Source organism: Arsenophonus sp. PmNCSU2021_1 (genome assembly GCF_036919435.1).
Lineage (GTDB): Bacteria > Pseudomonadota > Gammaproteobacteria > Enterobacterales > Enterobacteriaceae > Arsenophonus > Arsenophonus nilaparvatae.
On record NZ_JAZHPL010000011.1, the window covers coordinates 113,243 to 139,619 of the forward strand.

The 26,377-nt window shown below is 38.2% G+C and carries 19 protein-coding genes, 1 tRNA gene and 1 pseudogene; 15 read left to right on the plus strand and 6 right to left on the minus strand.

Annotated features, from left to right (window positions below):
- Window positions 1-231 precede the first annotated feature (231 nt).
- Window positions 232-2,712, plus strand: coding sequence for a bifunctional glycosyl transferase/transpeptidase (mrcB, locus tag V3224_RS26025; protein WP_334473361.1), 2,481 nt, complete (start codon window positions 232-234; stop codon window positions 2,710-2,712).
- A gap of 67 nt (window positions 2,713-2,779) precedes the next feature.
- On the opposite strand, the gene hemL is transcribed toward mrcB, so the two are convergent.
- Window positions 2,780-4,063 carry a glutamate-1-semialdehyde 2,1-aminomutase gene (hemL, locus tag V3224_RS26030; protein WP_334473363.1) on the minus strand — a complete coding sequence of 428 codons (1,284 nt, stop codon included), beginning with the start codon at window positions 4,061-4,063 and terminating at the stop codon, window positions 2,780-2,782.
- Between the two features lie 218 nt (window positions 4,064-4,281).
- Between hemL and erpA the strand changes: the two genes are divergently transcribed.
- The gene (gene erpA, locus V3224_RS26035) at window positions 4,282-4,626 is read left to right on the plus strand and encodes an iron-sulfur cluster insertion protein ErpA (RefSeq protein ID WP_032116700.1); all 345 of its coding nucleotides are present in this window, start codon (window positions 4,282-4,284) and stop codon (window positions 4,624-4,626) included.
- A 69-nt stretch (window positions 4,627-4,695) separates the two neighbouring features.
- Here erpA and mtnN read toward each other — a convergent pair whose 3' ends face one another.
- Window positions 4,696-5,409: a 5'-methylthioadenosine/S-adenosylhomocysteine nucleosidase gene (gene mtnN, locus V3224_RS26040; protein ID WP_334473364.1), complete on the minus strand. Its 714-nt coding sequence runs from the start codon at window positions 5,407-5,409 to the stop codon at window positions 4,696-4,698.
- A gap of 123 nt (window positions 5,410-5,532) precedes the next feature.
- Between mtnN and dgt the strand changes: the two genes are divergently transcribed.
- The 6 genes and pseudogenes from dgt (at window position 5,533) to eno (ending at window position 15,234) form a co-directional block, all read left to right on the plus strand.
- A complete protein-coding gene (dgt, locus tag V3224_RS26045) occupies window positions 5,533-7,059 on the plus strand; it encodes a dGTPase (RefSeq protein WP_334473884.1) in 1,527 nt (508 codons plus the stop codon).
- A 514-nt stretch (window positions 7,060-7,573) separates the two neighbouring features.
- Window positions 7,574-8,896 carry a 23S rRNA (uracil(1939)-C(5))-methyltransferase RlmD gene (gene rlmD, locus V3224_RS26050; RefSeq protein ID WP_334473365.1) on the plus strand — a complete coding sequence of 441 codons (1,323 nt, stop codon included), beginning with the start codon at window positions 7,574-7,576 and terminating at the stop codon, window positions 8,894-8,896.
- Window positions 8,897-8,909: 13 nt separating this feature from the next.
- Entirely contained in the window at window positions 8,910-11,144 is a 2,235-nt protein-coding gene (gene relA / locus V3224_RS26055; protein WP_334473367.1) for a GTP diphosphokinase, read from the plus strand.
- Between the two features lie 72 nt (window positions 11,145-11,216).
- Window positions 11,217-12,004: pseudogene (gene mazG, locus V3224_RS26060) on the plus strand (nucleoside triphosphate pyrophosphohydrolase).
- A 224-nt stretch (window positions 12,005-12,228) separates the two neighbouring features.
- A complete protein-coding gene (pyrG, locus tag V3224_RS26065) occupies window positions 12,229-13,878 on the plus strand; it encodes a glutamine hydrolyzing CTP synthase (RefSeq protein ID WP_334473368.1) in 1,650 nt (549 codons plus the stop codon).
- 54 nt (window positions 13,879-13,932) lie between these two features.
- Window positions 13,933-15,234: a phosphopyruvate hydratase gene (gene eno, locus V3224_RS26070; RefSeq protein ID WP_334473370.1), complete on the plus strand. Its 1,302-nt coding sequence runs from the start codon at window positions 13,933-13,935 to the stop codon at window positions 15,232-15,234.
- Between the two features lie 631 nt (window positions 15,235-15,865).
- On the opposite strand, the gene V3224_RS26075 is transcribed toward eno, so the two are convergent.
- Complete coding sequence (locus V3224_RS26075) at window positions 15,866-16,291, minus strand: two-partner secretion domain-containing protein (protein WP_334473372.1); 426 nt, start codon at window positions 16,289-16,291, stop codon at window positions 15,866-15,868.
- A 311-nt stretch (window positions 16,292-16,602) separates the two neighbouring features.
- Between V3224_RS26075 and V3224_RS26080 the strand changes: the two genes are divergently transcribed.
- On the plus strand, window positions 16,603-17,070 hold the full coding sequence (locus V3224_RS26080; RefSeq protein ID WP_334473374.1) for a hypothetical protein: 468 nt from the start codon (window positions 16,603-16,605) through the stop codon (window positions 17,068-17,070).
- On the opposite strand, the gene mltD is transcribed toward V3224_RS26080, so the two are convergent.
- Both mltD and gloB read right to left on the minus strand, forming a co-directional pair.
- On the minus strand, window positions 17,020-18,399 hold the full coding sequence (gene mltD, locus V3224_RS26085; protein WP_334473376.1) for a murein transglycosylase D: 1,380 nt from the start codon (window positions 18,397-18,399) through the stop codon (window positions 17,020-17,022). The two genes, V3224_RS26080 and mltD, sit on opposite strands and share 51 nt — an antisense overlap.
- An 89-nt stretch (window positions 18,400-18,488) precedes the next feature.
- Window positions 18,489-19,241, minus strand: coding sequence for a hydroxyacylglutathione hydrolase (gene gloB / locus V3224_RS26090; protein ID WP_334473378.1), 753 nt, complete (start codon window positions 19,239-19,241; stop codon window positions 18,489-18,491).
- 44 nt (window positions 19,242-19,285) lie between these two features.
- On the opposite strand from gloB, the gene V3224_RS26095 reads away from it, so the two are divergent.
- Window positions 19,286-20,002 carry a class I SAM-dependent methyltransferase gene (locus V3224_RS26095; protein ID WP_334473379.1) on the plus strand — a complete coding sequence of 239 codons (717 nt, stop codon included), beginning with the start codon at window positions 19,286-19,288 and terminating at the stop codon, window positions 20,000-20,002.
- On the opposite strand, the gene rnhA is transcribed toward V3224_RS26095, so the two are convergent.
- The gene (gene rnhA / locus V3224_RS26100; protein WP_334473380.1) at window positions 19,999-20,469 is read right to left on the minus strand and encodes a ribonuclease HI; all 471 of its coding nucleotides are present in this window, start codon (window positions 20,467-20,469) and stop codon (window positions 19,999-20,001) included. The genes V3224_RS26095 and rnhA overlap by 4 nt on opposite strands.
- A gap of 59 nt (window positions 20,470-20,528) precedes the next feature.
- Between rnhA and dnaQ the strand changes: the two genes are divergently transcribed.
- The 5 genes from dnaQ to pgk all read left to right on the plus strand — a co-directional run bounded on the left by dnaQ (window position 20,529) and on the right by pgk (window position 26,351).
- A complete protein-coding gene (dnaQ, locus tag V3224_RS26105) occupies window positions 20,529-21,293 on the plus strand; it encodes a DNA polymerase III subunit epsilon (protein ID WP_334473381.1) in 765 nt (254 codons plus the stop codon).
- Window positions 21,294-21,410: 117 nt separating this feature from the next.
- Window positions 21,411-21,487 (plus strand) — tRNA-Asp (locus V3224_RS26110).
- Window positions 21,488-21,815: 328 nt separating this feature from the next.
- Window positions 21,816-23,810, plus strand: a complete 1,995-nt coding sequence (tkt, locus tag V3224_RS26115; RefSeq protein WP_334473382.1) for a transketolase — start codon at window positions 21,816-21,818, stop codon at window positions 23,808-23,810.
- A 269-nt stretch (window positions 23,811-24,079) separates the two neighbouring features.
- Window positions 24,080-25,111 (plus strand): erythrose-4-phosphate dehydrogenase, encoded by a 1,032-nt coding sequence (epd, locus tag V3224_RS26120; RefSeq protein WP_334473383.1) that lies wholly within the window; start codon window positions 24,080-24,082, stop codon window positions 25,109-25,111.
- A 76-nt stretch (window positions 25,112-25,187) separates the two neighbouring features.
- A complete protein-coding gene (pgk, locus tag V3224_RS26125) occupies window positions 25,188-26,351 on the plus strand; it encodes a phosphoglycerate kinase (RefSeq protein ID WP_334473385.1) in 1,164 nt (387 codons plus the stop codon).
- Window positions 26,352-26,377: the final 26 nt, after the last annotated feature.

The window sequence follows — 26,377 nt, forward strand, 5'->3', positions numbered from 1 at the left end:
TTAATAATTGTTGCTTTTTCATATAAATTAATGGATAGATAGTGTTCATTTAGTAAAATAGTGGTAATAATGTTATTATCATAGTATAAAACTGCTATTTAGCGGATGTTTATTATTTTTTTATGATAAAAATGCTATTTTAATGAGATATATGAAAGAAATATCTGTAAGTTATGATTAAACTCTTGTGCTAAAAATAAACTAATAGTAAATAAAGATTGATTTTATACCATGCATGACAAAGATAATTATGAACCCATTGGGCGCAGATCTAAGAAAAAGCCCACTGGTAAAAAATCAAAATCTCATCAAAATAATCGGTTAGATAATTATGATTATGAGTATGAAGATATTGATGACAACGAGGAAGAAGAACTAATGGCAAGTAAAGACAATAAGTCTCGGCCACCTAAAGATAGATGGCGTTGGTTTTGGTTGTTTGTCAAAATTGCCATAGTCTTGGCATTGTTAGTTGGTGTCTATGGTATCTATTTATATCAGAAAATCAGTGATCGTCTTGATGGTAAAGTTTGGGATCTACCGGCTGCAGTTTATGGCCGAATGGTTAATCTTGAACCGGGGATGAATTACAGTAAAGAAGAGATGATTCGATTATTAGATGGCATGCAATATCGCCAGGTAAATAAAATTACTTTACCCGATGAGTATATTGTTAAAGATAACACGATAGAAATGTTACGCCGGCCATTTTCCTTTCCTGATCAAAGAGAAGAACAGATTTTAGCTAAATTAAGTTTTGATCATGCTCGGCTCACCAATATTACTAATATGGAAAATGGGCGTTCGTTTGGTTTTTTTCGACTAGATCCTAAACTTATCACTATGATGCAATCGGCGAACAATGAGCAACGCTTAGTCTTGCCGAGAAAAGATTTTCCTGATTCTTTAGTCAAAATATTACTTGAAACTGAAGACCGACATTTTTATGAGCATGATGGGGTAAGTATTTATTCTATTGGGCGTGCGGTTATTGCTAATTTAATGGCTGGTAAGACGGTTCAGGGTGGCAGTACGCTAACTCAACAATTAGTTAAAAACTTATTTTTAAGTAATGAAAGAACGTTAATACGTAAAGCTAATGAAGCTTATATGGCGATTTTAATGGATTCTCGCTATAGCAAAGAACGTATTCTTGAACTTTACTTAAATGAAGTTTATTTAGGACAAAGCGGCGATGACCAAATTCGGGGTTTTCCCCTTGCTAGCCTCTACTATTTTGGTCGTCCAATCGATGAGCTGAGTATTGATCAACAAGCGTTATTAGTTGGTATGGTGAAAGGAGCATCACTATATAACCCATGGCGTAATCCTAAATTGGCGCTAGAACGTCGTAATTTAGTGTTAAAGCTATTGGAAACGCGCGAAATTATCGATCATGAAATGTATAATATATTGAGTGCTCGTCCTTTAGGCGTTAAACCAAGAAGCGGTGTTTTGACACCTCAACCCGCCTTTATGCAGCTCGTTCGGCAAGAATTAGTTGAAAAATTGGGCGATAGAGTAAATAACCTTTCTGGAGCTAAAATCTTTACTACTTTAGATCCAGTCTCGCAGCAAGCGGCTGAAAATGCCGTCGAACAGGGGATAGCTGATTTACGTAAAACACGTAAGTTGCCTGATTTGGAAGGCGCGATGGTAGTTGTTGACCGTATTAATGGTGAAGTGCGCGCTATGGTCGGTGGCTCACAACCACAATATTCTGGTTTTAACCGAGCGTTAAATGCTCGCCGCTCAATTGGTTCACTGGCTAAGCCGTCAACTTATCTTACCGCATTAAGTGAACCAGACCGTTTTCGTTTAAATACTTGGGTACCTGACGAGCCGATTAGCGTCAAATTTGATAATCAAATATGGGAACCGAGAAATTATGATCGCCGTTTTCGGGGACAGGTAATGTTGATTGATGCTTTGGCCAGCTCGCTGAATATTTCGACGGTGAATGTTGGCTTGAGTGTTGGCTTGGATCAGGTTAGTAAAGTATTAGTAAGTCTTGGTGTGCCAAGTGATGCGATAGAAAAAGTGCCGGCAATGTTATTAGGTGCCTTGAACTTAACGCCAATGGAAACGGCGCAAATGTTTCAAACCATTAGTGGCGGCGGCAATCGAGCGGCATTATCGGCATTACGCTCCGTGATTGATGGTGATGGCAATGAACTTTATCAAAGTTATCCATCTGCAGAGCGGGCAGTATCTCCGCAGGCAGCTTATCTAACACTTTATGGTATGCAACAAGTGGTTGAGCGCGGAACATCTCGTTCATTAATGAATAAATTTGCTCAATATCACTTAGCCGGTAAGACCGGAACAACAAATGATCTACGCGATAGTTGGTTTGCTGGTATCGATGGTAAGGAAGTGGCAATTGCTTGGGTTGGTCGTGATAATAATGGTCCGACAAATCTTACTGGTGCAAGTGGTACATTACATCTATATCGTCGTTATTTAGAAAATCAGACTCCATTGGCATTGGATAATCGCTCTCCCGATGGAATTATGGAGATGCGAGTGAATATCGATGGCAGTTTTAACTGTGCAGGTGGTGGAGATCGTATTTTGCCAGTATGGACAGAGGATCCCCAAGCATTATGTCAGCAAGGGGTACAAGTATTGAAGCCAAACCTGAACTTAAATGAACAGCAGAGCAAAAGTAATGATGCACCTGCTTGGGTGAAAGAGATGTTTGGACAGTAATAAAAATCTAGTAAACCAGCGCTATGGTAAAAAATTAGCGCCGGTTTTTTTATGGCTTAATAAATGATCAGTTCATCTTATTAAAAGCATTTTCTGCTGCTTTAATTGTGCGATCAATATCTTCATCACTATGCGCAATGGACATGAAACCCGCCTCAAAGGCAGAAGGTGCCAAATAAACGCCTTCGTCTAACATGAAATGGAAGAATTGCTTAAATTTCTCAATATCACATTGCATGACATCCTGATAGCAGTTAACTTGTGGTGCCGCTGTAAAAAATAGACCAAACATACCGCCAACATGATTAACAACCAACGGAATAGCAGCTTGTTGCGCTTTTTCTTGTAAGCCTGTAACAAGTTTTTTCGTCAGTTCTGCTAAGCGTTTATGGGTATTGGGTTTAGCAACTTCTGTTAGGCAAGCAAGGCCTGCTGCCATCGCTAATGGGTTGCCTGATAAGGTACCGGCTTGATAAATTGGCCCTATTGGAGCGAGTTTTTCCATCAATTCGCGGCGGCCACCGAATGCGCCAACAGGCATACCACCGCCGATTATTTTACCTAAACAGGTCAAATCAGGTTTAACTTGATAATGTGCTTGTGCTCCACCTAAGGCAACCCGAAAGCCGGTCATCACTTCGTCGATAATTAATAACGCGCCAAATTGATCGCATAATGTACGTAGTCCAGGCAGGAATTCAGCCTCGGGTAGAATACAATTCATATTGCCCGCTACTGGCTCTACAATGATAGCAGCGATTTCTTGCGGATATTGGGCAAAAGTATGCCGAACTGAATCTAAATCATTAAATGTACAGGTAAGAGTATGTTTGGCAACATCAGCGGGAACGCCAGGAGAATTAGGTTGACCAAAGGTTAGAGCGCCTGAGCCTGCTTTAACTAATAGGCAGTCGGCATGTCCATGATAACAGCCTTCAAATTTAATAATCTTGTCACGCCCTGTATAACCGCGTGCAAGCCGTATGGCACTCATTGTGGCTTCTGTGCCTGAATTTACCATACGAACCATTTCGATGGATGGAATAAGTTGACTAATTGTTTCTGCCATTGTTACTTCAATGGCGGTTGGGGCACCAAAACTCAGGCCATTTTCTGCCGCTTGGATGACTGCTTTCTTAATTGTGGAGTGATTATGACCTAAAATCATCGGCCCCCAAGAACCAACGTAATCGATATAAGCTTTGCCATCAACATCATAAATATAAGCACCATCAGCTCGCTGAATAAATAATGGATAGCAGCCAACACCATTAAACGCCCGAACCGGTGAATTGACACCGCCAGGAATAAAATTTTTGGCTTTTAGGTAAAGTGTTTCAGATTGACTCATTAAATAACTCCAAGCATTGGTCCAGCAGAAATTTTGCGCATATCTTAAAGCAGTATTGGCAGTAAACCAAATAGCAAATGTAGCGAGAATTTTTTTAAATCAGTTAATTTCGGCTGGATCTTGAATCAATTGGCCGGCTGTTAGATAATCATCCATTGTCCAGTGAAGTATTGATGCTTCCTGGGTCTATTGATTGGCATGTCGGCCTGGAGTTAGAAATGAGTAATGATACTGCACTGCCTATACAGTTTACTGATGCTGCAGCGAATAAAGTTAAAGCGTTGATTGCGGATGAAGAAAATCCCAATTTGCGTTTGCGCGTCTATATTACTGGTGGAGGCTGTAGTGGTTTTCAATATGGTTTCACCTTTGATGATAAAATGAATGAAGGTGATTTAACGATTGAAAAGCAAGGCGTCGAACTAATCGTTGATCCTATGAGTTTACAGTACCTGGTTGGCGGTTGTGTTGATTATATTGAAGGATTAGAAGGGTCACGGTTTGTGGTAACCAATCCAAATGCGAAAACAACTTGTGGTTGCGGTTCTTCATTTAGTATTTAATCGCTTAACTTACTAAGGGTAATTAATAACCCTTAGTATAGGGATCTAGCCTAAGTGGTTGTTAATACCTCATTTACGGCTTTGGCTTGAGTTAGCTAAATTAGCCAGCATAGTTTGCACCAATAGGCTTGACTGACGAGCCGCGACAGGCAAAAACTCCTCAAAAGAGAGATGGGACTCTTTATCAGCGACATCAGAAATTGCACGCACAACAACGAATGGGATATCAAATTGATAACATACATGACCAATTGCGGCGCTTTCCATTTCAACAGCGATGGCAGTAGGAAAAGTTTGGCGAATATAGGTTAGCTCTTTCGCTCCATTAATAAAGCTATCACCACTACAAATCAAACCGCGAACAGCATGTAAATCTAATTTTTCAATACACTTTTCGGCCAGTTCTTGTAATTTTTTATCCGCTTTAAATGTGGCTGGACATTGTGCCATTTGGCCTGGTTGGTAACCAAAGGCGGTGATATTGACATCATGATAGCAAACTTCAGTTGAAATCACGATATCACCAACCTGCAAAACAGGTACTAACCCACCGGCGGAGCCAGTGTTAATAATAAATTCAGGGGCCAAATGTTCTATTAGTAATGTTGTCCCCATTGCCGCAGAAACTTTACCAATGCCTGATTTTAATAATGCGATATCAAGATCATCAAATTTTCCGCAGTAAATTTCGCAGCCAGCCCGTGATAATGTCAACTGAGCATTGATTTGCTCGCGCAATAATGCCACCTCTTGCTCCATTGCACCTATTATTGCAACTTTCATTGTGTCATACTCATAGTTGATTAATTAGACATGTTGTCAGATCCGTGCCATTGTAACATTGAAAAGAGAAAAAAAGTTAACTGTGATCCATTAGCTGGGGATATTTCATCATCGGGAGGGGAAATGTCCAAGATTGATTTTAGGCAAAAGCTCAATTTTCTTCGTAAATATAGTGATTACAATGTTGATGCAAAGAATGAGGAACAAGTTAATCGTCAATTTGAAAGTGATCGAGGGCGCATTATTAATTCTGCCGCAATACGCCGATTACAACAGAAGACTCAAGTCTTTCCTTTAGAACAAAATGCGGCGGTTCGAAGTCGTTTGACGCATTCGTTAGAAGTGCAGCAAATTGGCCGTTTTATTGCAAAGACTGTGATAAGCCAATTGAAAAAAAAGAAATTGCTGGCAACTTATGGTCTCTCTGAGCGCCTTGATGCGTTTGAAAGTTTGATTGAAATGGCATGTTTAATGCATGATATTGGCAACCCACCTTTTGGTCATTTTGGTGAAGCCGCCATTAAGAGCTGGTTTTCAACATTACTTGACGCTGAATTTGTTTCTACTAAATCAAAGGCTATAGATCAATGCCAAATTAATTTTCTACAACTAACAAATGAATCTAACAAGGATTTGCTTCGTCGCCAATTACGTATAGATCTTTGTCAATTTGAAGGTAATGCTCAGGGACTCAGAATGATCCATCAATTATTAAAATTGAACCTGACTTATGCTCAAATTGGCTCAATCTTAAAATATACTAAAGGTGCTTATCAACTGGATAAAATCCCTAAAGATTTTGATTATTTAACTAAAAAACCGGGCTATTATTGGTCAGAAGATAGTTTTATCAAAGAGTTGTATCGTCGATTGAATATGAAGCCATATTGTCGTTTCCCGCTTTCCTACATTATGGAAGCGGCAGATGATATCTCTTATTGCATTGCCGATTTGGATGATGCGGTAGAAAAAGGTATTTTCAGTGTTGATAAGCTGTTGGAGTATTTACGGCAAGGTTGGTTGGAAACAGGTAAAAAAGCAAAAGGTGATTTATTTGAACAGACAGTAGAAAAAGCTTACAAAAGTATTAATCACAATGAAACAAGACGTAGCAAGCAAGATCAATTTTTTATGTATCTTAGAGTTAATATTATTAGTAAATTGGCGTCGTATAGTGCTCATCGTTTTATTAAACATTTAGCTGAAATTTATGCCGGAAGTTTTAATAGTGCCTTATTAGAAGATAAAAGTGATGAACATCATCTCTTGGAGGTATTGAAAGGAGTTGCCTATAAACATGTATTTACGCACCCGGAAGTTGAACAATTAGAATTACAAGGTTATCGAATAATTAGCGGTTTGTTAAACTTTTATCGCCCATTATTATTAATGCCACGTGCTGATTTTACCCAGCTTTATCAAGATAAGTATCACAAGAAGTATTTCATTGAAACACGTCTATTGCATAAATTATCTACTAAACATTGTTTAGCTTATGGTGAAGCTATTGAAGGAATTTGCACTACTGATGAGACAGAAAAAGATATATTAGAATTTTATTACCGCGCTCGTCTTATACAAGACTATATTAGTGGTATGACAGATCATTATGCTTATCAGGAATATCGAAAATTTACTGTGAAAAATTAAAAAATGTTATGTTATTAAATTAAATAACGAAAATAAGCATATACTTAAATATATAGATTGGAAAATATTTTAAGTAATGCTTTAGAATAAACATATTAATTAAATATCGAGTTAAGGTCTGATAAGTGAAAAATGTTTTGAATTTAAAAACCATTGTAATCTAAATTACTCTATTTATATAATTAAAGTGATTTTGATAACATTTATTATTAGAAATTAGATAACAATTTAGTTATAACATTATTTAGCAATATTATATTGGTTTATTTGATTTTGAGAATTTATTTCATTGTTTTTATTTTTTTACAAAAATAAATAAATCTATTGCTTTATTTCTTTAAATTACAAATAATTAATAATTTAATGGTGGATAATCTACATCAATTGCTTCGAGATGTGATACTATTCTTCATCCTCATTGATAAAATGAATAAAATGAACTTAATTTTCCGATAATATATGAGATGACAGTTTCTTTATTAATAGACTAACAAAATTTTATACCTTTAATGATATGGTACAATTTTATTCTTCAAAGCAGCGTAAAGTTAAATCCGATAATTTGGCAGTAATAGCTGAAAGTCTTGATGTTAAGGGTCAAGGTGTTGCGCATTATCAAGGAAAAATAATTTTTATTACTGATTTATTTCCTGGTGAGCAAGCACAGATTCAATTTACAGAAGAGAAAAGGCAATTTGCCAAGGCAAAAGTGAGCAAACGATTGACTGATAGTCTTGATCGGGTGGCGCCTTTTTGTCGTCATTTTGGCATCTGTGGTGGTTGTCAACAACAACATGTGACGCCGGCTCTTCAACGTGCTGCAAAAATCAGTAGGTTAGAATATTTATTTCAACGTGAAACGGGCAGTGCGGTAAAATCATTGCCAGTTATTACCGGTAGTGAGTATGGATATCGCCGTAGAGCGCGCTTTGGTCTTCAATACCAGCATGCAGAGCGTCGTTTACACATGGGTTTTCGTCAGAGCCAATCAAATGTGTTAGTGGAACTGAAAATGTGTCCTGTGTTACAGCCAGAACTAGAAAAATTATTACTTCCTGTTGCTGACTGTTTAAACAAATTGGCAGCAGTTAAACATTTAGGTCATGTTGAGCTTGTTAATGCAGATAACGGCGTGAGTGTTATTTTGCGTCATCTTAAGCCGTTAACTACTAATGATAAAATATTATTAACTGCTTTTGCCAGGCGCTATAATCTCAATGTTTATTTGGTTGATAATAGTGCCAATCGGCTTAAACTTGTTAGTTTGGCAAGTAATGATAGTGAGCCTTATTATTCTATTGAGAATGTGAAATTGACATTTGATCCACAGAATTTTATTCAAGTAAATCCTGAAATTAATAAAAAAATGGTTGCTCAAGCGTTGGATTGGTTAGCGCTTGAGCCGCAAGATAGGGTTTTGGATCTATTTTGTGGCATGGGTAATTTTACCTTACCTATTGCACGTCATGTTAATGCTGTTGTTGGTGTTGAAGGCGTCGCTGAATTGGTGGCGCAAGGACGGTTTAACGCTAGTTTAAATCAATTAACCAACGTTGTGGAGTTTGACATAGACTGTCAACTTTGGGCAAAAATGGGCTTTAACAAAATCTTATTAGATCCTGCACGCGCCGGTGCTATGGGCGTAATGCCACATATTATCAAATTTAAACCAGAACGGGTGGTCTATATCTCCTGTAACCCAACGACATTAGTAAAAGATAGTCAACAATTACTTACAGCCGGTTATCAACTTATGAGTGTCAGGATGTTAGATATGTTCCCGCATACTAGTCATCTAGAGTCTATGGCACTTTTTTGTCGCGATTTAAGCAAATAGGCAAGGAAAGATTATGGTTGCAATTAGAAGCGCTCATTTGACATCTGCAGGAGAATTTGTCGTTGATAAGTGGGTTGCCAGTCTCAAACTTACCAACAATGACTCAGAACAAAAGTTAATTGAACTTTGGCATTACTGCTATAGCAAAGTTCAGCAACATGAACATCGTCAATTACTGCTATGGCGTGGCATCGAGATGGGAGAAATCCTGTCAACATTAAGCATGGATCTCGATAGTCTGCGTGCGGCAATGCTGTTTCCTTTAGTTGATGCCAAAATTGTCACTGAGGAAATTATTAATATTGAATTTGGTAAATCGATTCACGGATTGGTTAAAGGTGTGATGGAGATGGACGCCATTCGCCAATTGAATGCTAGCAAATTAGGCGAAAAAAGTTCTACTCAGGTGGATAATATTCGTCGGATGTTGCTCGCTATGGTGGAAGATTTTCGTTGCGTGGTGATTAAGATCGCAGAACGTATTGCCCATTTACGCGAGGTAAGGGAACGCTCTGAAGAAGAAAGAGTCTTAGCAGCAAAAGAGTGCTTAAATATATATGCGCCTTTGGCCAACCGTTTAGGCATTGGGCAATTGAAATGGGAGCTAGAAGATTTCTGTTTTCATTATTTACACCCAGATGAATATAAAAAGATTGCTGAATTACTCCATGAACGTCGTATCGATCGTGAACGCTATATTGATGATTTTGTTTCGTCACTGCGACATTTTATGCTACAGGAAAGTATTACCGCAGAAATTTATGGCCGCCCGAAACATATATATAGCATCTGGCGGAAGATGCAAAAAAAATACCTGGCCTTTGATGAACTGTTTGATGTGCGCGCTGTGCGTATTATCGTTGAACGTTTACAGGATTGTTACGCTGCATTAGGTATTGTGCACACTCATTTTCGCCATTTACCTGATGAATTTGATGATTATGTTGCTAATCCTAAACCGAATGGCTATCAATCTATTCATACTGTGGTGTTAGGGCCAAATGGTAAAGCGATTGAAGTACAAATCCGGACCAGCCAAATGCACGAAAATGCTGAATTAGGTATTGCCGCCCATTGGAAATATAAAGAAGGTGCGGTAATAACAGGCAAAGGCAGTAGCCATGAAAATCGTATTGTTTGGTTAAGAAAATTGATAGCCTGGCAGGAAGAGATGGCTGATTCAGGGGAAATGCTTGATGAGGTTCGTAGCCAAGTTTTTGATGATCGCGTGTATGTTTTTACACCTAAAGGTGATGTCATTGATTTGCCTGCTGGCTCAACCCCACTTGATTTTGCCTACCATATTCATAGTGATGTCGGTCATCGCTGTATTGGCGCTAAGATCAGCGGCCGGATTGTTCCTTTTAGTTATCACTTACAGATGGGAGATCAAATTGAAATTATTACGCAAAAATATCCCAATCCCAGCCGTGACTGGCTCAATCCAAATTTAGGCTATGTTACGACAAACCGCGGTCGCGCTAAGATCCACAATTGGTTTCGTCAGCAGGATCGTGATAAGAATATCCAGGCAGGGCGACAAATATTAGATAACGAACTTAATCAACTGGCGATAAGTATAAAAGAGGCGGAAAAGTTGTTATTAACCCGCTACAACGTTAACTCATTGGATGAAGTGCTGGCAGGTATTGGTGTTGGTGATATTCGTATTAATCAACTAGTAAATTTTTTACAGAATAAGTTTAGCCAAACCACTGCCGAAGAAGCAGACCGCGCCGCGTTAAAAACACTTGGGTCTAAAATATCCTCTATCCGCTTGCCAGTGAAAGATAGCGGTAGAATTGTGGTAGAAGGGGTTGGCAACTTGATGCACCACATTGCTCGTTGCTGTCAGCCAATTCCTGGTGATGATATTGTTGGTTTTATTACTAAAGGTCGAGGTATTTCGATCCATTGTATCGATTGTGAGCAACTGATCGAGCTACAATTGCATGCACCAGAAAGAATTGTCGATGCTATTTGGGGTGAAAACTACGCTAGTGGTTATTCATTAGGATTGAGAATTATTGCTAATGATCGTAGTGGGTTATTAAGAGATATTACGACTATTCTTGCTAATGAAAAAGTAAATGTTTTAAGTGTTAGTAGTCGTAGTGATGTTAAACAACAATTGGCGACTATCGATTTAAATATTGAAATCAATCAGTTACCTGTTTTAGGTCGTATTTTAGCGAAATTAAATCAACTCCCTGATGTATTTGAGGCTAAACGTTATATTAAGTCGTAACTATAACATCATGTTTTAGCAAGCGGCGCATTGATAGGTTTTTGAACTTTATTAACTTTGGATGGAAATAATATGCAAACGGACTCAGCTGCAATAGAACAATTGTTATTGATTATGACTGAGTTACGTGATCCTGAACATGGTTGTACATGGGATAAAGTGCAATCTTTTGCCACAATAGCGCCTTATACGCTGGAGGAAACTTATGAAGTTGTTGATGCTATTGAACGACAAGATTTTGCTGCTTTAAAAGAAGAATTGGGTGATTTACTGTTTCATATTGTCTTTTATGCCCAGATTGCAAAAGAACAAAAATTATTCGATTTTAATGAAATCTGCCAAATCGTCAGTCAAAAATTAATATCACGTCATCCTCATATTTTTGCTGGACAATCGATTATTAATAGCGATAAAGCAATATATGATTGGGAAAAAAATAAAGTCAAAGAACGGGCCGCAAAAAATCAGCATTCAGTTTTAGATGATATTCCACAAGTACTGCCGGCATTAATGAAAGCCAACAAAATGCAAAAACGCTGTGCGGCTCTCGGTTTTGATTGGGACAAATTTGCCCCGGTATTAGCCAAAGTTCATGAAGAAATTGAAGAGGTTTTGGCAGAAATAAATAAGCCTGAACCGAGCCAATCACATATTGAAGAAGAAATTGGTGATTTACTTTTTGCGGTGGTTAATTTATCGCGCCATCTTGGCCATGAACCTGAATTAGCATTACAAAAAGCGTGTCGTAAATTTGAACACCGTTTTCGCCGAGTAGAAAAACTGTAAACAAAGGCGGTTCATTAGAAAATGCTACACTAGATGAAATGGAAAAACTTTGGCAACAAATTAAAAAAGAGTGATTATTATTTTTAGCTGAATGGATTAAGTATTAGTTAGGATGTTATAATCGAGCAGCTATTTATTGACAGGAATTTGCATAAGCTAATTCTTGATATTGAAAGATTATTGATGAAAGTTAACCTTAATAGGTTTAGAACATTTGTAGCAGATTTAAGGTTAGGGTATACTGCTTTCCCGTCCTGTTATATTCATCGTCTTTTACACCTAAATTTTCAGGTTTAGCATGAAAACAAATTATATTTTTGTAACCGGCGGGGTAGTATCCTCTCTGGGCAAAGGCATTGCCGCAGCTTCTTTGGCTGCTATACTTGAAGCGCGTGGACTGAATGTTACTATTATGAAACTGGATCCTTATATTAATGTTGATCCAGGCACGATGAGCCCAATCCAACATGGAGAAGTTTATGTTACCGAAGATGGTGCAGAAACTGATCTTGATCTGGGCCATTATGAACGTTTTATTCGTACTAAAATGACACGCCGTAATAATTTCACAACCGGTCGCGTATATTCTGAAGTATTGCGTAAAGAGCGTCGTGGTGATTATTTGGGCGAAACTATTCAAGTTATTCCTCATATTACTGATGAGATCAAAAACCGGATTATTCGTGGCGGAGAAGGCCACGATATCGTTTTGGTTGAAGTTGGTGGCACAGTGGGCGATATTGAATCTTTACCTTTTTTGGAAGCAATTCGTCAATTAGCGGTTGATGTTGGTCGTAAACACACTCTTTTCCTGCATCTTACTTTAGTGCCTTATTTACCTGCTGCAGGTGAAGTTAAAACCAAACCAACTCAACATTCAGTAAAAGAACTTCTTTCTATTGGTATTCAGCCAGACGTGCTAATTTGCCGTTCAGATCGGGTTATTCCAGTTAATGAACGGGCAAAAATTGCGCTTTTCTGCAATGTACCGAAAGAAGCAGTTATTTCATTAGAAGATGTTGATTCAATTTATAAAATTCCTGCGTTATTGAAATCCCAGCAGCTAGATGATTATATTTGTAAGAAATTTGAGCTTACATGCCCAGCAGCTGATTTGTCTGAATGGGAACAGGTTATTGATGCGCAAGCCAATCCGGTAGGTAAGGTAACTATTGGCATGGTAGGTAAATATATAGAGTTACCTGATGCTTATAAATCGGTTATTGAAGCGTTAAAACATGGCGGTTTAAAAAATCGTTTAACAGTGAACATCAAGCTGATTGATTCTGAAGATATTGAAGCGCGTGGTACCGAACTATTAAAAGAACTTGATGCTATCTTGGTTCCAGGTGGTTTTGGTGAACGGGGTGTCGAAGGGAAAATTATGGCAGCTCGTTATGCACGTGAAAATAATATTCCTTATTTGGGTATTTGCCTGGGAATGCAAGTTTCTCTGATTGAATATGCCCGTCATGTTGCTGGTATGAAAGGGGCAAACTCAACAGAATTTGCGCCAGATTGTCCATATCCGGTTGTTGCCTTAATTACGGAATGGTCTGATGACAGTGGTAGTATTAAAGTTCGTAATGAGAAGAGTGATCTTGGCGGTACGATGCGAGTAGGTAGCCAATTATGCCGTTTAGAGAAAGGTAGTAAAGTCCGTGAGTTGTACAATAGCGACACAATTATGGAGCGGCATCGCCACCGTTATGAAGTCAATGGTAAGCTTTTGGCGCGTATTGAAGAAGCGGGTTTACGTATTGCAGGACGCTCAGCGGACAATAAGCTGGTGGAAATTATCGAGGATCCTAACCATCCTTGGTTTGTCGCTTGTCAGTTTCATCCTGAATTTACTTCGACACCAAGGGATGGCCATCCGTTATTTGCTGGTTTTATTAAAGCCGCAAAGGAATATCAGCAAGGCCAGCTGAAAAGAGATATGGGCTAATGGTATTAATTTGTTACCATTGGCTGAAATTTAACTTGTACTGAGGAAAATTTAATGTCCAAAATCGTTAAAGTCATCGGGCGTGAAATCATTGACTCCCGTGGTAATCCGACTGTTGAAGCAGAGGTTCATTTAGAAGGCGGATTTGTTGGTTTAGCAGCGGCACCATCTGGTGCATCGACCGGTTCACGAGAAGCATTAGAGCTACGTGATGGTGATAAAGATCGCTTTTTAGGTAAAGGTATTTTGAAGGCAGTTGCAGCAGTAAATGGCCCAATTGCTGATGCATTGATCGACCAGGATGCCAAAAATCAGGCTAATATCGATAAAATCATGATCGAATTAGACGGTACAGAAAATAAATCTAAATTCGGTGCTAATGCGATTTTGGCTGTTTCACTGGCTAATGCAAAAGCGGCTGCGGCAGCGAAAGGTATGCCTTTGTATGAGCATATTGCTGAATTGAATGGCACTCCGGGTAAATTCTCTATGCCTTTACCAATGATGAATATTATCAATGGTGGTGAACATGCAGATAACAATGTTGATATTCAAGAGTTTATGATCCAGCCAGTGGGCGCAAAAAGCTTGAAAGAAGCAGTTCGGATGGGATCAGAGGTTTTTCACCTCTTGGCAAAAGTGTTAAAAGCCAAAGGGATGAATACAGCGGTCGGCGATGAAGGTGGCTATGCGCCAAATTTAGAATCTAATGCCGCAGCTTTAGCCGCAATTAAAGACGCCGTTGAAGCAGCAGGCTATGAGTTAGGTAAAGATATTACTTTAGCAATGGATTGTGCCGCCTCAGAATTTTACAACCAGGAAACGGGTAATTATGAGCTGAAAGGTGAAGGTAAAACTTTTACTTCACAAGAATTTACCCACTATCTAGAAGAATTAACCAAACAATATCCTATCGTTTCTATTGAAGATGGTCTTAATGAGTCAGATTGGGATGGTTTCGCCTACCAGACTAAAGTGTTAGGAGACAAAATTCAGTTAGTTGGTGATGATTTATTCGTTACTAATACCAAGATTTTGCAAGAAGGCATTGAAAAAGGAATTGCTAATTCTATTTTAATTAAATTCAATCAGATTGGTAGCTTAACCGAAACTTTAGCAGCAATTAAGATGGCAAAAGATGCCGGCTACACTGCGGTTATCTCACATCGTTCAGGTGAAACTGAAGACGCTACAATTGCAGATTTGGCAGTAGGAACAGCAGCGGGCCAGATCAAAACAGGTTCAATGAGCCGTTCTGATCGAGTTGCTAAATATAATCAATTAATCCGTATTGAAGAAGTGTTAGGTGAAAAAGCGCCTTTTAATGGTCTAAAAGAAGTTAAAGGCCAGGCTTAAATTTACTGTTATTGATTAATCATATATTAAAGGCGAGAGACTTATTGTTATCTCGCCTTTTTTATTAATAGTCCTTGGATTTCTTTTATGCTTTTATTATGGCTTAATAAGGCAACTGTTTATTAATATTATCAATTTATCGATCATGGTTGCCGGCCAAGAATTAGCGATCCTGAATTTTCAAATAGACTATCACCGCGTAGGGAAAAATTTTGTGCGATCAGCGAGCCGTTTAATTGGATATTATTATTTTTGCATGAATAACTATTACTACAGTGATAAGGGTGGCTTTCCAGAATAATATTTTGCCCTTTGACAGTAGTCTGCTGGCTAAGTTTAAGCTGACTATGGTGTAAATAAGTTAGATTAGTATCCGGTTTGATTAGGTGCTTAAGTTTAATGTTAGCTTGGCGCAGGCTATAAGATATTGCGCCAGTTGCGGCAAGGTAGTGTTGTTGTGCAGCCTCCAGGGTTATATTATTGTTGATGATAATTTTATCAGCAAAAAGATTAACTTAAGCAATATTAATTTTAGCCTCAATATTTGCCAGATTGTTGATGGACAAGGAATTTTCTCTATCATCAGTTAAATTAATGCTGCTACCTATTGTGGTAATGAATTTTAGACTTTTCAGCTGTTGTAACGTTTTTTCGCTGGGATTTCCAGTTTACCTGCGATAAGCGACAGACTTTTGACATTATCTATTTTACCATTTTTCCAACTGATCCCATTAGGATTGGCAATAATCAAATCTGCAATAGTTCCTTTAATGCCGATAGTGCCTTGTAGATTAGAGTGCTTATCGCTAGTAATTTCTGCGATAATAATCTTAGCCGCTGTATTGTCTAGTATTGGATTTGATTGGATATCATTATTAAAGCTAATGCCACTTTGAGTGAAAGGAAGTTCAGAAAATGTATTGTATGAAATGCCATTTTCTAGTGGTTTTGCAATATCAACAGTAGAAGTATTGGCATAAATAAATTTATTAGCAGTAATTAAAGTAAACAATAGAATTTTTAAACCTAATTTGAATAAAATTGAGCAATAGTCCATTATTGTTCCTTTTAGTATTAATATAATTTATGATGAAAAATTTATGTCGGATTTATTATATATTAAATAGTAGATTTTTATTTCACCAATAATCTTATTTAAAGTTGCTTTAGATAATGAATGTTAAATTATTTTTAATTATAAATATTATTTTATAAATTGGTATTTTTATTCTTTTTAAGTTAATTAAATAATTATTTATTTTTTTATTTATAATAAAATATTAAATACAATAAAAAAGAAAATTTGATTTGATAATAAAATAAACTATATTTCAGTTGCTTTTTACTTGTTATTTTTAGGAGAAAATTATGGAAAATCAGGTCCAAACAAAAACAATACCGGAAGGTGTTAAGCAGTGGAATTGGGGCGCTTTTATGTTTAGTATTTTTTGGGGATTTGGCAATCGAACTTACTGGCCGTTGCTGTGTATTATTCCATTATTTAATTTTATTTGGATGTTTGTATGTGGTATTAAAGGGAATGAGTGGGCATGGCGTAATGGTAATTATAGTGATGTAAAAACCTTTAAACTTGTACAAGATACCTGGAATAGAGCTGGATTGGCTGCATTTATTATTAGTTTGATTTTTATTATTCTCTATTTTTTATTTTACCAGACTACGGACAAGTTCAAGTGGGATAAATTATTATCTCGATATCTAATGATAAAAAGAAATAATCGTCAATTTTTATTAATGCGCAAAAATAACCCTTCGCGCGAAGGGCTATTTTACCATAATATTATTGTGAATAGTCAGCGTTATGCCCGGTTTTAAATCTGCTATTCTAACGCTAGAGTTCCAATTCATCAGATCTTTAAGATCGATGCCGTGGCGTTTAGCAATACTGTAATAGGAATCACCTTGACGGACTTTGTAGGTCTTGATATTTACTTTACCTTTCTTGCCTGATGAAGTGCTATTTTTAGCAATCATAGTTGCTGCACGATAACTACTTTTACCGCTAATTTTTAATGTTTGCCCGATCCGCAAGTTGGCTGTTTTCATGCCATTGAGTGACTTAAGCTTATCGGTTGTGGTATTAAAACGTTTGGCAATAATTGATAAGGAGTCACCGCGTTTAACTTTGTAATTAGTGATAGCACGCTGTCTAGCTAATATCTGTTTATTATTGTTGGCAACAGCAAGGCGAATACTATTTAATACGTCTTGATCAGAAAGCGCATCCTTAAGCAGATCAGCTTTATCTGTTGGTAGCATAATAGTATAGGGACCGGCTGGAGGTGTTATATTATGTTTTAAATTTGGATTATAGGCTTTAAGAGCGGTTAATGGCAGTCCAGAAAGTCTAGCTGCTTGAGGTAAGGTAATTTGTTCGCCTATATTAACCTGGGTAAGTGCATTATTTTTATTGGTTGTTGGTAATTGCAATGCATATTGTTCGCTATTGCGTAATATATTACTGAGAGCCAAAATTTTTGGTACATAATTCATTGTTTCTTTGGGGAGTGATAATGACCAATAATTAGTAGGTAATCCCAGCTCTTCATTTTTCTTGATGGCATTAAGAACACAACCTTCGCCACAATTATAAGCAGCAAGTGTTAGAGGCCAATCACCGTCGAATAGGTTATTTAATCGTTCAAGTAAATTTAGTGCTGCACTAGTCGAGGCAGCGACATCTCTGCGTTCATCAACCCATTTATTTTGTTTTAATCCATATGACTGACCAGTCAATGGAATAATCTGCCATAAACCTGTAGCCTGAGCCTGTGAGGTCGCATGGGAATTAAAAGCACTTTCAACGATAGGAACCAGGGCAAGCTCCATTGGCAGGTGGCGTTGATCAATTTTTTCAACAATCCAGTACATGTAAGGTTCTGCCCGTAATGTCACATTCCGCAAATAGCTTTCTTTGGCCAAATAAGATTTGATTTGATTTCTGATCCTGGCATTATCAGGAATATCCATTTTCAGCTCATTACTAATATAACCCCACAAATCATTTTCTATTAAATAGGTTGATTCCCAAGTGGTAGTTTCAATATCTTGATTGGCTGAAGACCGATCTGGCGTTTGCTCATTGGGTGTCATTTGACAACCAACAAGCAGAACAGAGGCGAATAGTATCGCTTTTGTCTTCATTAATGTAACCTATCCTAGGTTGTTATTTATTCAATTGTTTAATAAAGAGGGAATGATACTGATCTCGTTAGCTAATGACAACCATCAATTTAAAAGCGATCTTTTAGTTTGCGAATTTTGGCAAATACATCACAATTTGAACAAGTAGCAGGAGAAAACCCCAATACTTTTTGTAAGTAAGGATCGTCATATTTTAAGAAGATATTGATCTTTTTTTCTACTTTAAGTTGTGATGGCAGTGTGGATTGTTTTTGGGCTCGTTTTTGATTCACGGCTAAAGTATAAGCTTTTATTGCTTCATCGTGGGGTAGCAAATAACTGGCAAATACCATATTCGCAGCGGTATATTCATGTGCGCAACAGACTAACGTCTCATCAGGTAAAGCTTTAAGCGTTTCAAGCGAATGATACATTTGTTCAGCTGTTCCTTCAAAAATACGGCCACAACCACCAGAAAATAGGGTATCACCGCAAAATAGATATGGTTTTTGATAGTAAGCAACATGTCCTAAAGTATGTCCAGGTACGGCAAAAATTTGCCATGAAAAGCCGGCAAAATTTAGCTGCTCTCCACCTTTTATGATACATGTTGCTCCTTTGCTACTGGTTTCCATTGGACCATAGACGACTAATTCGGGATAATATTTTTGTAATTCTTTGACGCCATCGACGTGATCATGATGGTGGTGAGTAAGTAAAATAGCGACCGGTTTTATAGCATTTTGTTGCAAAAATTGCTGCACTGGCTTAGCAGTACCAGGATCGACAATAATACAGTTACCTTGATAGATTAATAGCCATATATAATTATCAACTAAGGAAGGAATTCTGATAAGCTCCATAATATAATAATGCCTCATAGCTAAAGGGTTAGAAGGATATTACAATGAAGTCAGCTCGTATTGCTCAACGATCTAAAATGCCTGACTCCTGGGAAGACATTCCATGGGGAGAGTATTATCGTATTGCATTGAACCAGCAGCTACAACCATGGTGGCCAAAAATATTTGGTTTCCATTTATTAAAAATTGGCCAATTGAGTTTACAGATTGATACCCAAGCATCGCTGATTACCCATCAATTTAGCATGAATATAGCTGGAAGTAACTGTCAATTATTAGGTGATCCTAATGAAATGCCTTTCGAGGACAAATCGATCGATGCCTGTCTTTTAATACAACAACTATCTTACAGTACTAACCCACATTGGTTATTGCGTGAAGCTGATAGGGTTTTGGTTGATGATGGTTGGCTAATTTTATCTAATTTTAATCCTTTTAGTTTGCTAGGGTTAGGGAAATGTATTCCTCTTTTACGTAAGCGGCAACCCTATCGTAGTCATATGTTTTCGACCTGGCGTCAACTTGATTGGTTGAGCTTATTGAATTACGAAGTACTGCAGCGACAAAGTTTTCAAATTATACCCTGGATAAACCCTGATCATTTTATCAATAGAAATTTGCAATTTGCCGGTTGTATCAATCTTATCATTGCCCGTAAAAGAACATTACCGTTGACGCCAACACCCATAAAATTTATGCGAACCCGCATGAAAATAGGTAATACAATGGGGGTTGTTAAGTGTTGGCGCAAACGTCATTAATTTTGTTCCGTTTGGTAGCTGCTATCCTCTTCTGTTGGTGAATTTGCCGCATTTCTTGCTAATTCATCGCATCGCTCATTTTCTGCATGTCCAGCATGGCCTTTGACCCAGTGCCATTCTATTTGGTGTCGAGAAATTGCTGCGTCTAATCGTTGCCATAAATCAACATTCAAAACAGGTGATTTATCTGCGCGTCGCCATTGGCGATTTTTCCAGTTGTGGATCCATTGGGTGATACCCTGACGGACATATTGACTATCAGTCGTTAGAATAACCTGGCAGGGTTGTTTAAGCGTTTCCAAACCAATAATGGCAGCCATTAATTCCATACGATTATTGGTGGTACGAAAATACCCTTTGCTTAATGTTTTTTCATGTTTATTATAACGCAGTAAAATACCATAACCGCCTGGGCCTGGATTGCCTAAGCAAGAACCATCGGTGAAAATTTCTACCTGTTTCGTCATTTCTGATAAACTCATTTTATTTGTGATTTATAACCCTAAGTCTGACATAAAAAGGCACTATGAGCACTGTGATTACAAGACAAATTGTTCTTGATACGGAAACTACTGGTATGAATAAGCTAGGGATCCATTATGAAGGACATAATATTATTGAAATTGGCGCGGTAGAAGTGATCAATCGCCGCTTAACTGGTCGTCATTTCCATGTTTATATAAAACCAGCACGATTAGTTGATCCTGAAGCTTTCGAAGTTCATGGGATTAGTGATGAGTTTTTACAAGATAAACCAACTTTTGCTGAAATAGCCGATCAATTTTTAGATTTTATTCGCGGCGCTGAGTTAATCATCCACAATGCCCCTTTTGATATTGGGTTTATGGATTATGAGTTTTCCAAGTTAAATAGAGATATTCCACCGACAGCAAACTTTTGTCAGATCACTGATAGCTTGGTATTGGCCAGAAAGCTGTTTCCCGGAAAACGGAATAATCTTGATGCTTTATGTGATCGCTATCATATCGATAATTCAAAGCGTACACTCCATGGCGCCTTGCTCGATGCAGAGATCTTGGCCGAAGTCTATATGGCAATGACCGGAGGACAAACCTCGTTAGCTTTTTCAGTTGATTCAGAGCCAGGTAGTGAAACCTATACCGATGATATTAAACGAATAGAACGCTCAGCAATGGGATTAACCGTGATTTATGCTAATCAAGAAGAAATTACTGGCCATGAAGCAAAACTGGATCTGATTGAAAAGAAAAGTGGAAAGATTTCACTTTGGCGTTCCGATGATTGCGAAAAGGATCAGGTTAAACATTAATCATTGTTACACTTTTAGCTGAAAAAATGCGCAAATAGTGATTTTTTTTCTAAAAAATATTGACGTATAGATTGCTGATTCGTAATATCATGGCCGTTCTTAAATCGATTATACCGTGGTGCGGTAGTTCAGTTGGTTAGAATACCGGCCTGTCACGCCGGGGGTAGCGGCTTCAAGTCCCGTCCGCACCGCCAATATTATAAAACCCTGAGTATAAGCCTCGGGGCTTTCTGTATTTTAAGATAATAATCATTCTTTTTGCCAGAAAATCATATCCAATCTCACAGCCTTTTTGCTTAGAAAAAATTATGATATTCGTGTTTTGATTTTCGCTATAGCACAAACAGTGATTGTTATTATTGTTTCATTCACTTATTTTTAATTCTTTTGCTATTGATTAAAATTTTGTTACCGCTGATTATTTAGGGCAGATACCTAGATTAGATTTTAACTGTTAAGATGGCAAAACGACCTTGAGAAAATCAGTATCAAATTTGCTATTTATTCGATTTGGAGTAAACAATGATCACTCGTAAAATCCTTGCTAATGCTATCCGTTTCCTCAGTATAGATGCGGTACAGAAAGCAAAGTCAGGGCATCCAGGTGCGCCAATGGGAATGGCGGATATTGCTGAAGTACTCTGGCGTGACTATCTGGATCATAATCCTGCTGATCCTGACTGGGTAGATCGTGACCGTTTTGTATTATCTAATGGCCATGGTTCTATGCTACTTTATAGCTTGCTGCATCTTACCGGTTATGATTTACCGATCAAAGAATTAAAAAATTTTCGCCAACTTCATTCCAAAACACCAGGACATCCCGAATATGGTTATACGCCAGGTGTTGAAACCACGACTGGCCCGCTGGGACAAGGAATTGCAAATGCTGTAGGTTTTGCTATTGCCGAACGAACGTTAGCTGCTCAATTTAATCGTCCAGACCATACTATTGTTGATCATTATACCTATGTATTTATGGGTGATGGTTGCATGATGGAAGGCATTTCACATGAAGCTTGTTCGTTGGCTGGAACATTGAAATTAGGTAAATTGATTGCTTTTTATGATGATAATGGCATTTCAATCGATGGTGAGGTGGAAGGTTGGTTTACAGATAATACTGCTGAACGTTTTGCCGCTTATCATTGGCATGTTATCAAAGGTATTGATGGACATGATCCTGAACAAATCAAGTCAGCAATAGAACAAGCCCGTAAGGTTACCGATAAGCCCTCTCTATTAATCTGCAAAACGATAATTGGTTATGGCTCGCCACATAAGGCTGGTTCCGAAGAAGCGCATGGTTCACCATTAGGTGAAACTGAGATCGCTGAAACCCGGGCAGCACTAGATTGGTCATATCCACCTTTTGAAATACCAGCAGATATTTATCAAGCCTGGGATGCACGCGAAATTGGTCAGCAAAAAGAAGCTACCTGGCGTGAAAAATTTGCTGAGTATCAACGGGCTTTCCCGCAACTTGCCGAAGAGTTTATCCGTCGGACCAAAGGTGAATTACCGACTAATTGGCAAGCTGTTGCAAATAATTTGGTGACGGAATTACAACGCAATCCTGCTAATATTGCCAGCCGTAAAGCCTCACAAAATACGTTGGAGGTTTTCGGTAAGATATTGCCTGAACTTTTAGGCGGCTCCGCTGATTTAGCTCCCAGTAATTTAACTATGTGGTCAGCGTCTAAGTCAATAAAAGATTCTCCAGCAGGTAATTATATTCACTATGGTGTACGTGAATTTGGTATGTCGGCTATTATGAATGGTATTGCCTTGCATGGTGGTTTTATACCCTATGGTGCAACCTTTTTAATGTTTGTTGAGTATGCGCGTAATGCAGTACGCATGGCTGGGTTAATGAAAATTCGCAGTATTTTTGTCTATACTCATGATTCTATTGGTCTGGGTGAGGATGGTCCAACCCATCAACCTGTTGAGCAATTAGCCAGTTTGCGCCTGACGCCTAATATAAGTACTTGGCGTCCTTGTGATCAGGTTGAATCGGCCATTGCCTGGCAGTATGCGATTGAGCGTAATGAGGGGCCAAGTGCGTTGATTTTTTCCCGTCAAAATCTTGAACAGCAACCACGTGATACTAAACAGTTAGCCAATATTATTAAAGGGGCTTATGTGCTCAAAGATAGCGAAAAAACACCCGCGCTTATTTTGATTGCAACTGGCTCTGAGGTTGGATTAGCGGTTAATGCTTATGAAAAATTGACTGCCGAAGGCTATCAAGTACGAGTGGTTTCTATGCCATCAACGGATACTTTTGATAAACAGGATGCCGCTTATCGTGAGTCTGTATTACCCTCTTCAGTTACTGCACGATTAGCTGTTGAGGCGGGTATTGCTGATTATTGGTACAAATATGTTGGCACAACCGGTGGGGTTGTTGGTATGCATACTTTTGGTGAGTCAGCACCGGCAGAGGCTTTATTTAAAGAGTTTGGTTTTAGTGTGGAAAATGTGATAGAGAAGGCTAAAGCTTTATTGCCGTAATTGATGAAAATGATATGAGCGTATTGATCAGCTTTATATGATTAGATACGCTCTTTTTATTTCAGCAGATAATCATGCGCTATTGCGATCTTTTTTTTATGTTGTAGTGCATTTAAATTAAGCTGAAAGCTTTCATTTTGGCAAAATTGCTAGATTTATTGATCAAAAGCACACTTTTTATGATTGACGACAAAAATCCTCAGTACAAAAGCTGTAATTATCGGTATTCTTAGCCATTAACAAATCAGTTGTTATATTGAAGGAAGAGTATGGTAGTTAGAGTGGCAATTAATGGTTTTGGGCGAATAGGGCGTAGCATATTAAGAGCGCTTTATGAATCAGATCACCGAGCTCAAATTGCTGTTGTTGCAATTAATGAAATTGCTACTTCGGAAGGAATAGCGCATTTATTAAAGTATGATTCTAGTCATGGCCGATTTGCTTATGATGTGCGCCTGAATAACGATTTGTTAGTTGTAGGTAATGACAGTATGCATCTTTTTCATCAATCTGAGATTGAAAAACTACCATGGCGAGCATTGGATATTGATGTAGTACTCGATTGTACCGGTGTTTATGGTTCAAAGGTCGATGGCTCTGCGCATTTATCAAGTGGCGCAAAAAAGGTGCTATTTTCTCATCCGGGAAGTACTGATCTTGATGCAACTATTGTTTATGGGGTTAATGAAACCAGTTTGAAAAATAGCGATCAACTGGTATCAAACGCATCTTGTACCACAAATTGTATTATTCCTGTGATTAAAATATTAGATGATGCTTTGGATATTGAGTCTGGTACAGTGACTACGATTCACGCTGCAATGAATGATCAGCCGGTTATTGATGCTTATCATCAAGATCTACGTCGTACACGGGCCGCTAGCCAATCTATTATTCCTGTTGATACCAAATTGGCTGCTGGGATCACACGAATATTTCCAAAATTCAAAGATCATTTTGAAGCGATATCGGTTCGCGTACCAACTATCAATGTAACGGCGATCGACCTCAGTGTGACGGTAAGATCTAAAGTAACGGTAGCTAAAGTCAATCAGCTGTTGCAACAAGCAGCAGAAGGTTCATTTCGTGGTATAGTTGATTATACTGAATTGCCGTTAGTATCAACAGATTTTAATCATGACCCACATAGTGCTATCGTAGATGGAACGCAAACACGAGTTAGTGGGCAACACCTAATTAAGATTTTAGTTTGGTGCGATAATGAGTGGGGTTTTGCCAATCGTATGCTTGATACGACATTAGCAATGGCTGCTACTGGTTTCAACAAATCTATCTGTTGACAGACAGTATGGGGAATATTGCTCTCCATACACAGCAGAAGATTAATAATTTAGAGAATCAACGAGAGGATTCACCATGTCTGTAATTAAGATGACCGATTTAGATCTGGCGGGTAAAAAAGTATTCATCCGGGCTGACCTAAACGTTCCTGTCAAAGATGGCAAAGTTACCTCTGATGCACGAATCCGTGCTTCTTTACCGACGATTGAAACCGCTTTAAAGCAAGGCGCAAAGGTAATGGTAACGTTTCATTTAGGTCGCCCGATTGAAGGTGAGTATAATGAGGAATTTTCATTGAAACCCGTTGTAGACTATTTAGCAGATAAGCTCGACTATCCTGTTCGTTTAGTAAAAGATTATTTAAATGGAGTTGAAGTTGCTAATGGCGAGCTGGTGGTTCTTGAGAATGTACGCTTCAACCGGGGTGAAAAAAAGGATGATGAAAATTTATCTAAGCAATATGCTGCACTTTGTGACATCTATGTAATGGATGCATTTGGTACGGCGCACCGTGCTCAGGCATCAACCCATGGTGTGGCAAAATTTGCTCCTATAGCATGCGCAGGGCCGCTGTTATTTGCTGAGTTGGACGCATTAGGTAAAGCATTGAAAGAGCCTGCTCGGCCAATGGTTGCAATCGTTGGTGGTTCAAAAGTTTCGACTAAATTAACTGTTTTGGATTCTTTAGCAAAAATTGCCGACCAAATTATTGTGGGAGGCGGTATTGCCAATACCTTTATCGCAGCTGAAGGTCATAAAGTCGGCCGTTCTTTATATGAAGATGACTTGATCCCAGAAGCAGAAAAATTATTATCTACTTGCGATATTCCTGTACCTACTGATGTTCGTGTAGCGACTGAATTTTCTGAAACAGCCGAGGCGGTAATGAAATCTGTCAATGATGTTAAAGATGATGAGCAGATTTTGGACTTAGGCGATGAAACGGCTGAACGTTTGGCGGGTATTCTTAAAAAAGCAAAAACGATTTTATGGAATGGTCCAGTTGGGGTTTTCGAGTTCCCTAATTTTCGCCACGGCACCGCAGTGATTGCCCAAGCAATTGCAGAAAGTGAAGCTTTTTCTATAGCAGGTGGTGGTGATACATTAGCGGCGATTGATCTGTTTGGTATTGCGGATAAAATTTCTTATATTTCTACTGGCGGTGGTGCTTTTCTTGAATTTGTGGAAGGTAAAAAATTACCTGCAGTTGTTGTGTTAGAAGAACGAGCAAAACAGTAATTATATCTGAAGAAAATGACAGGTAG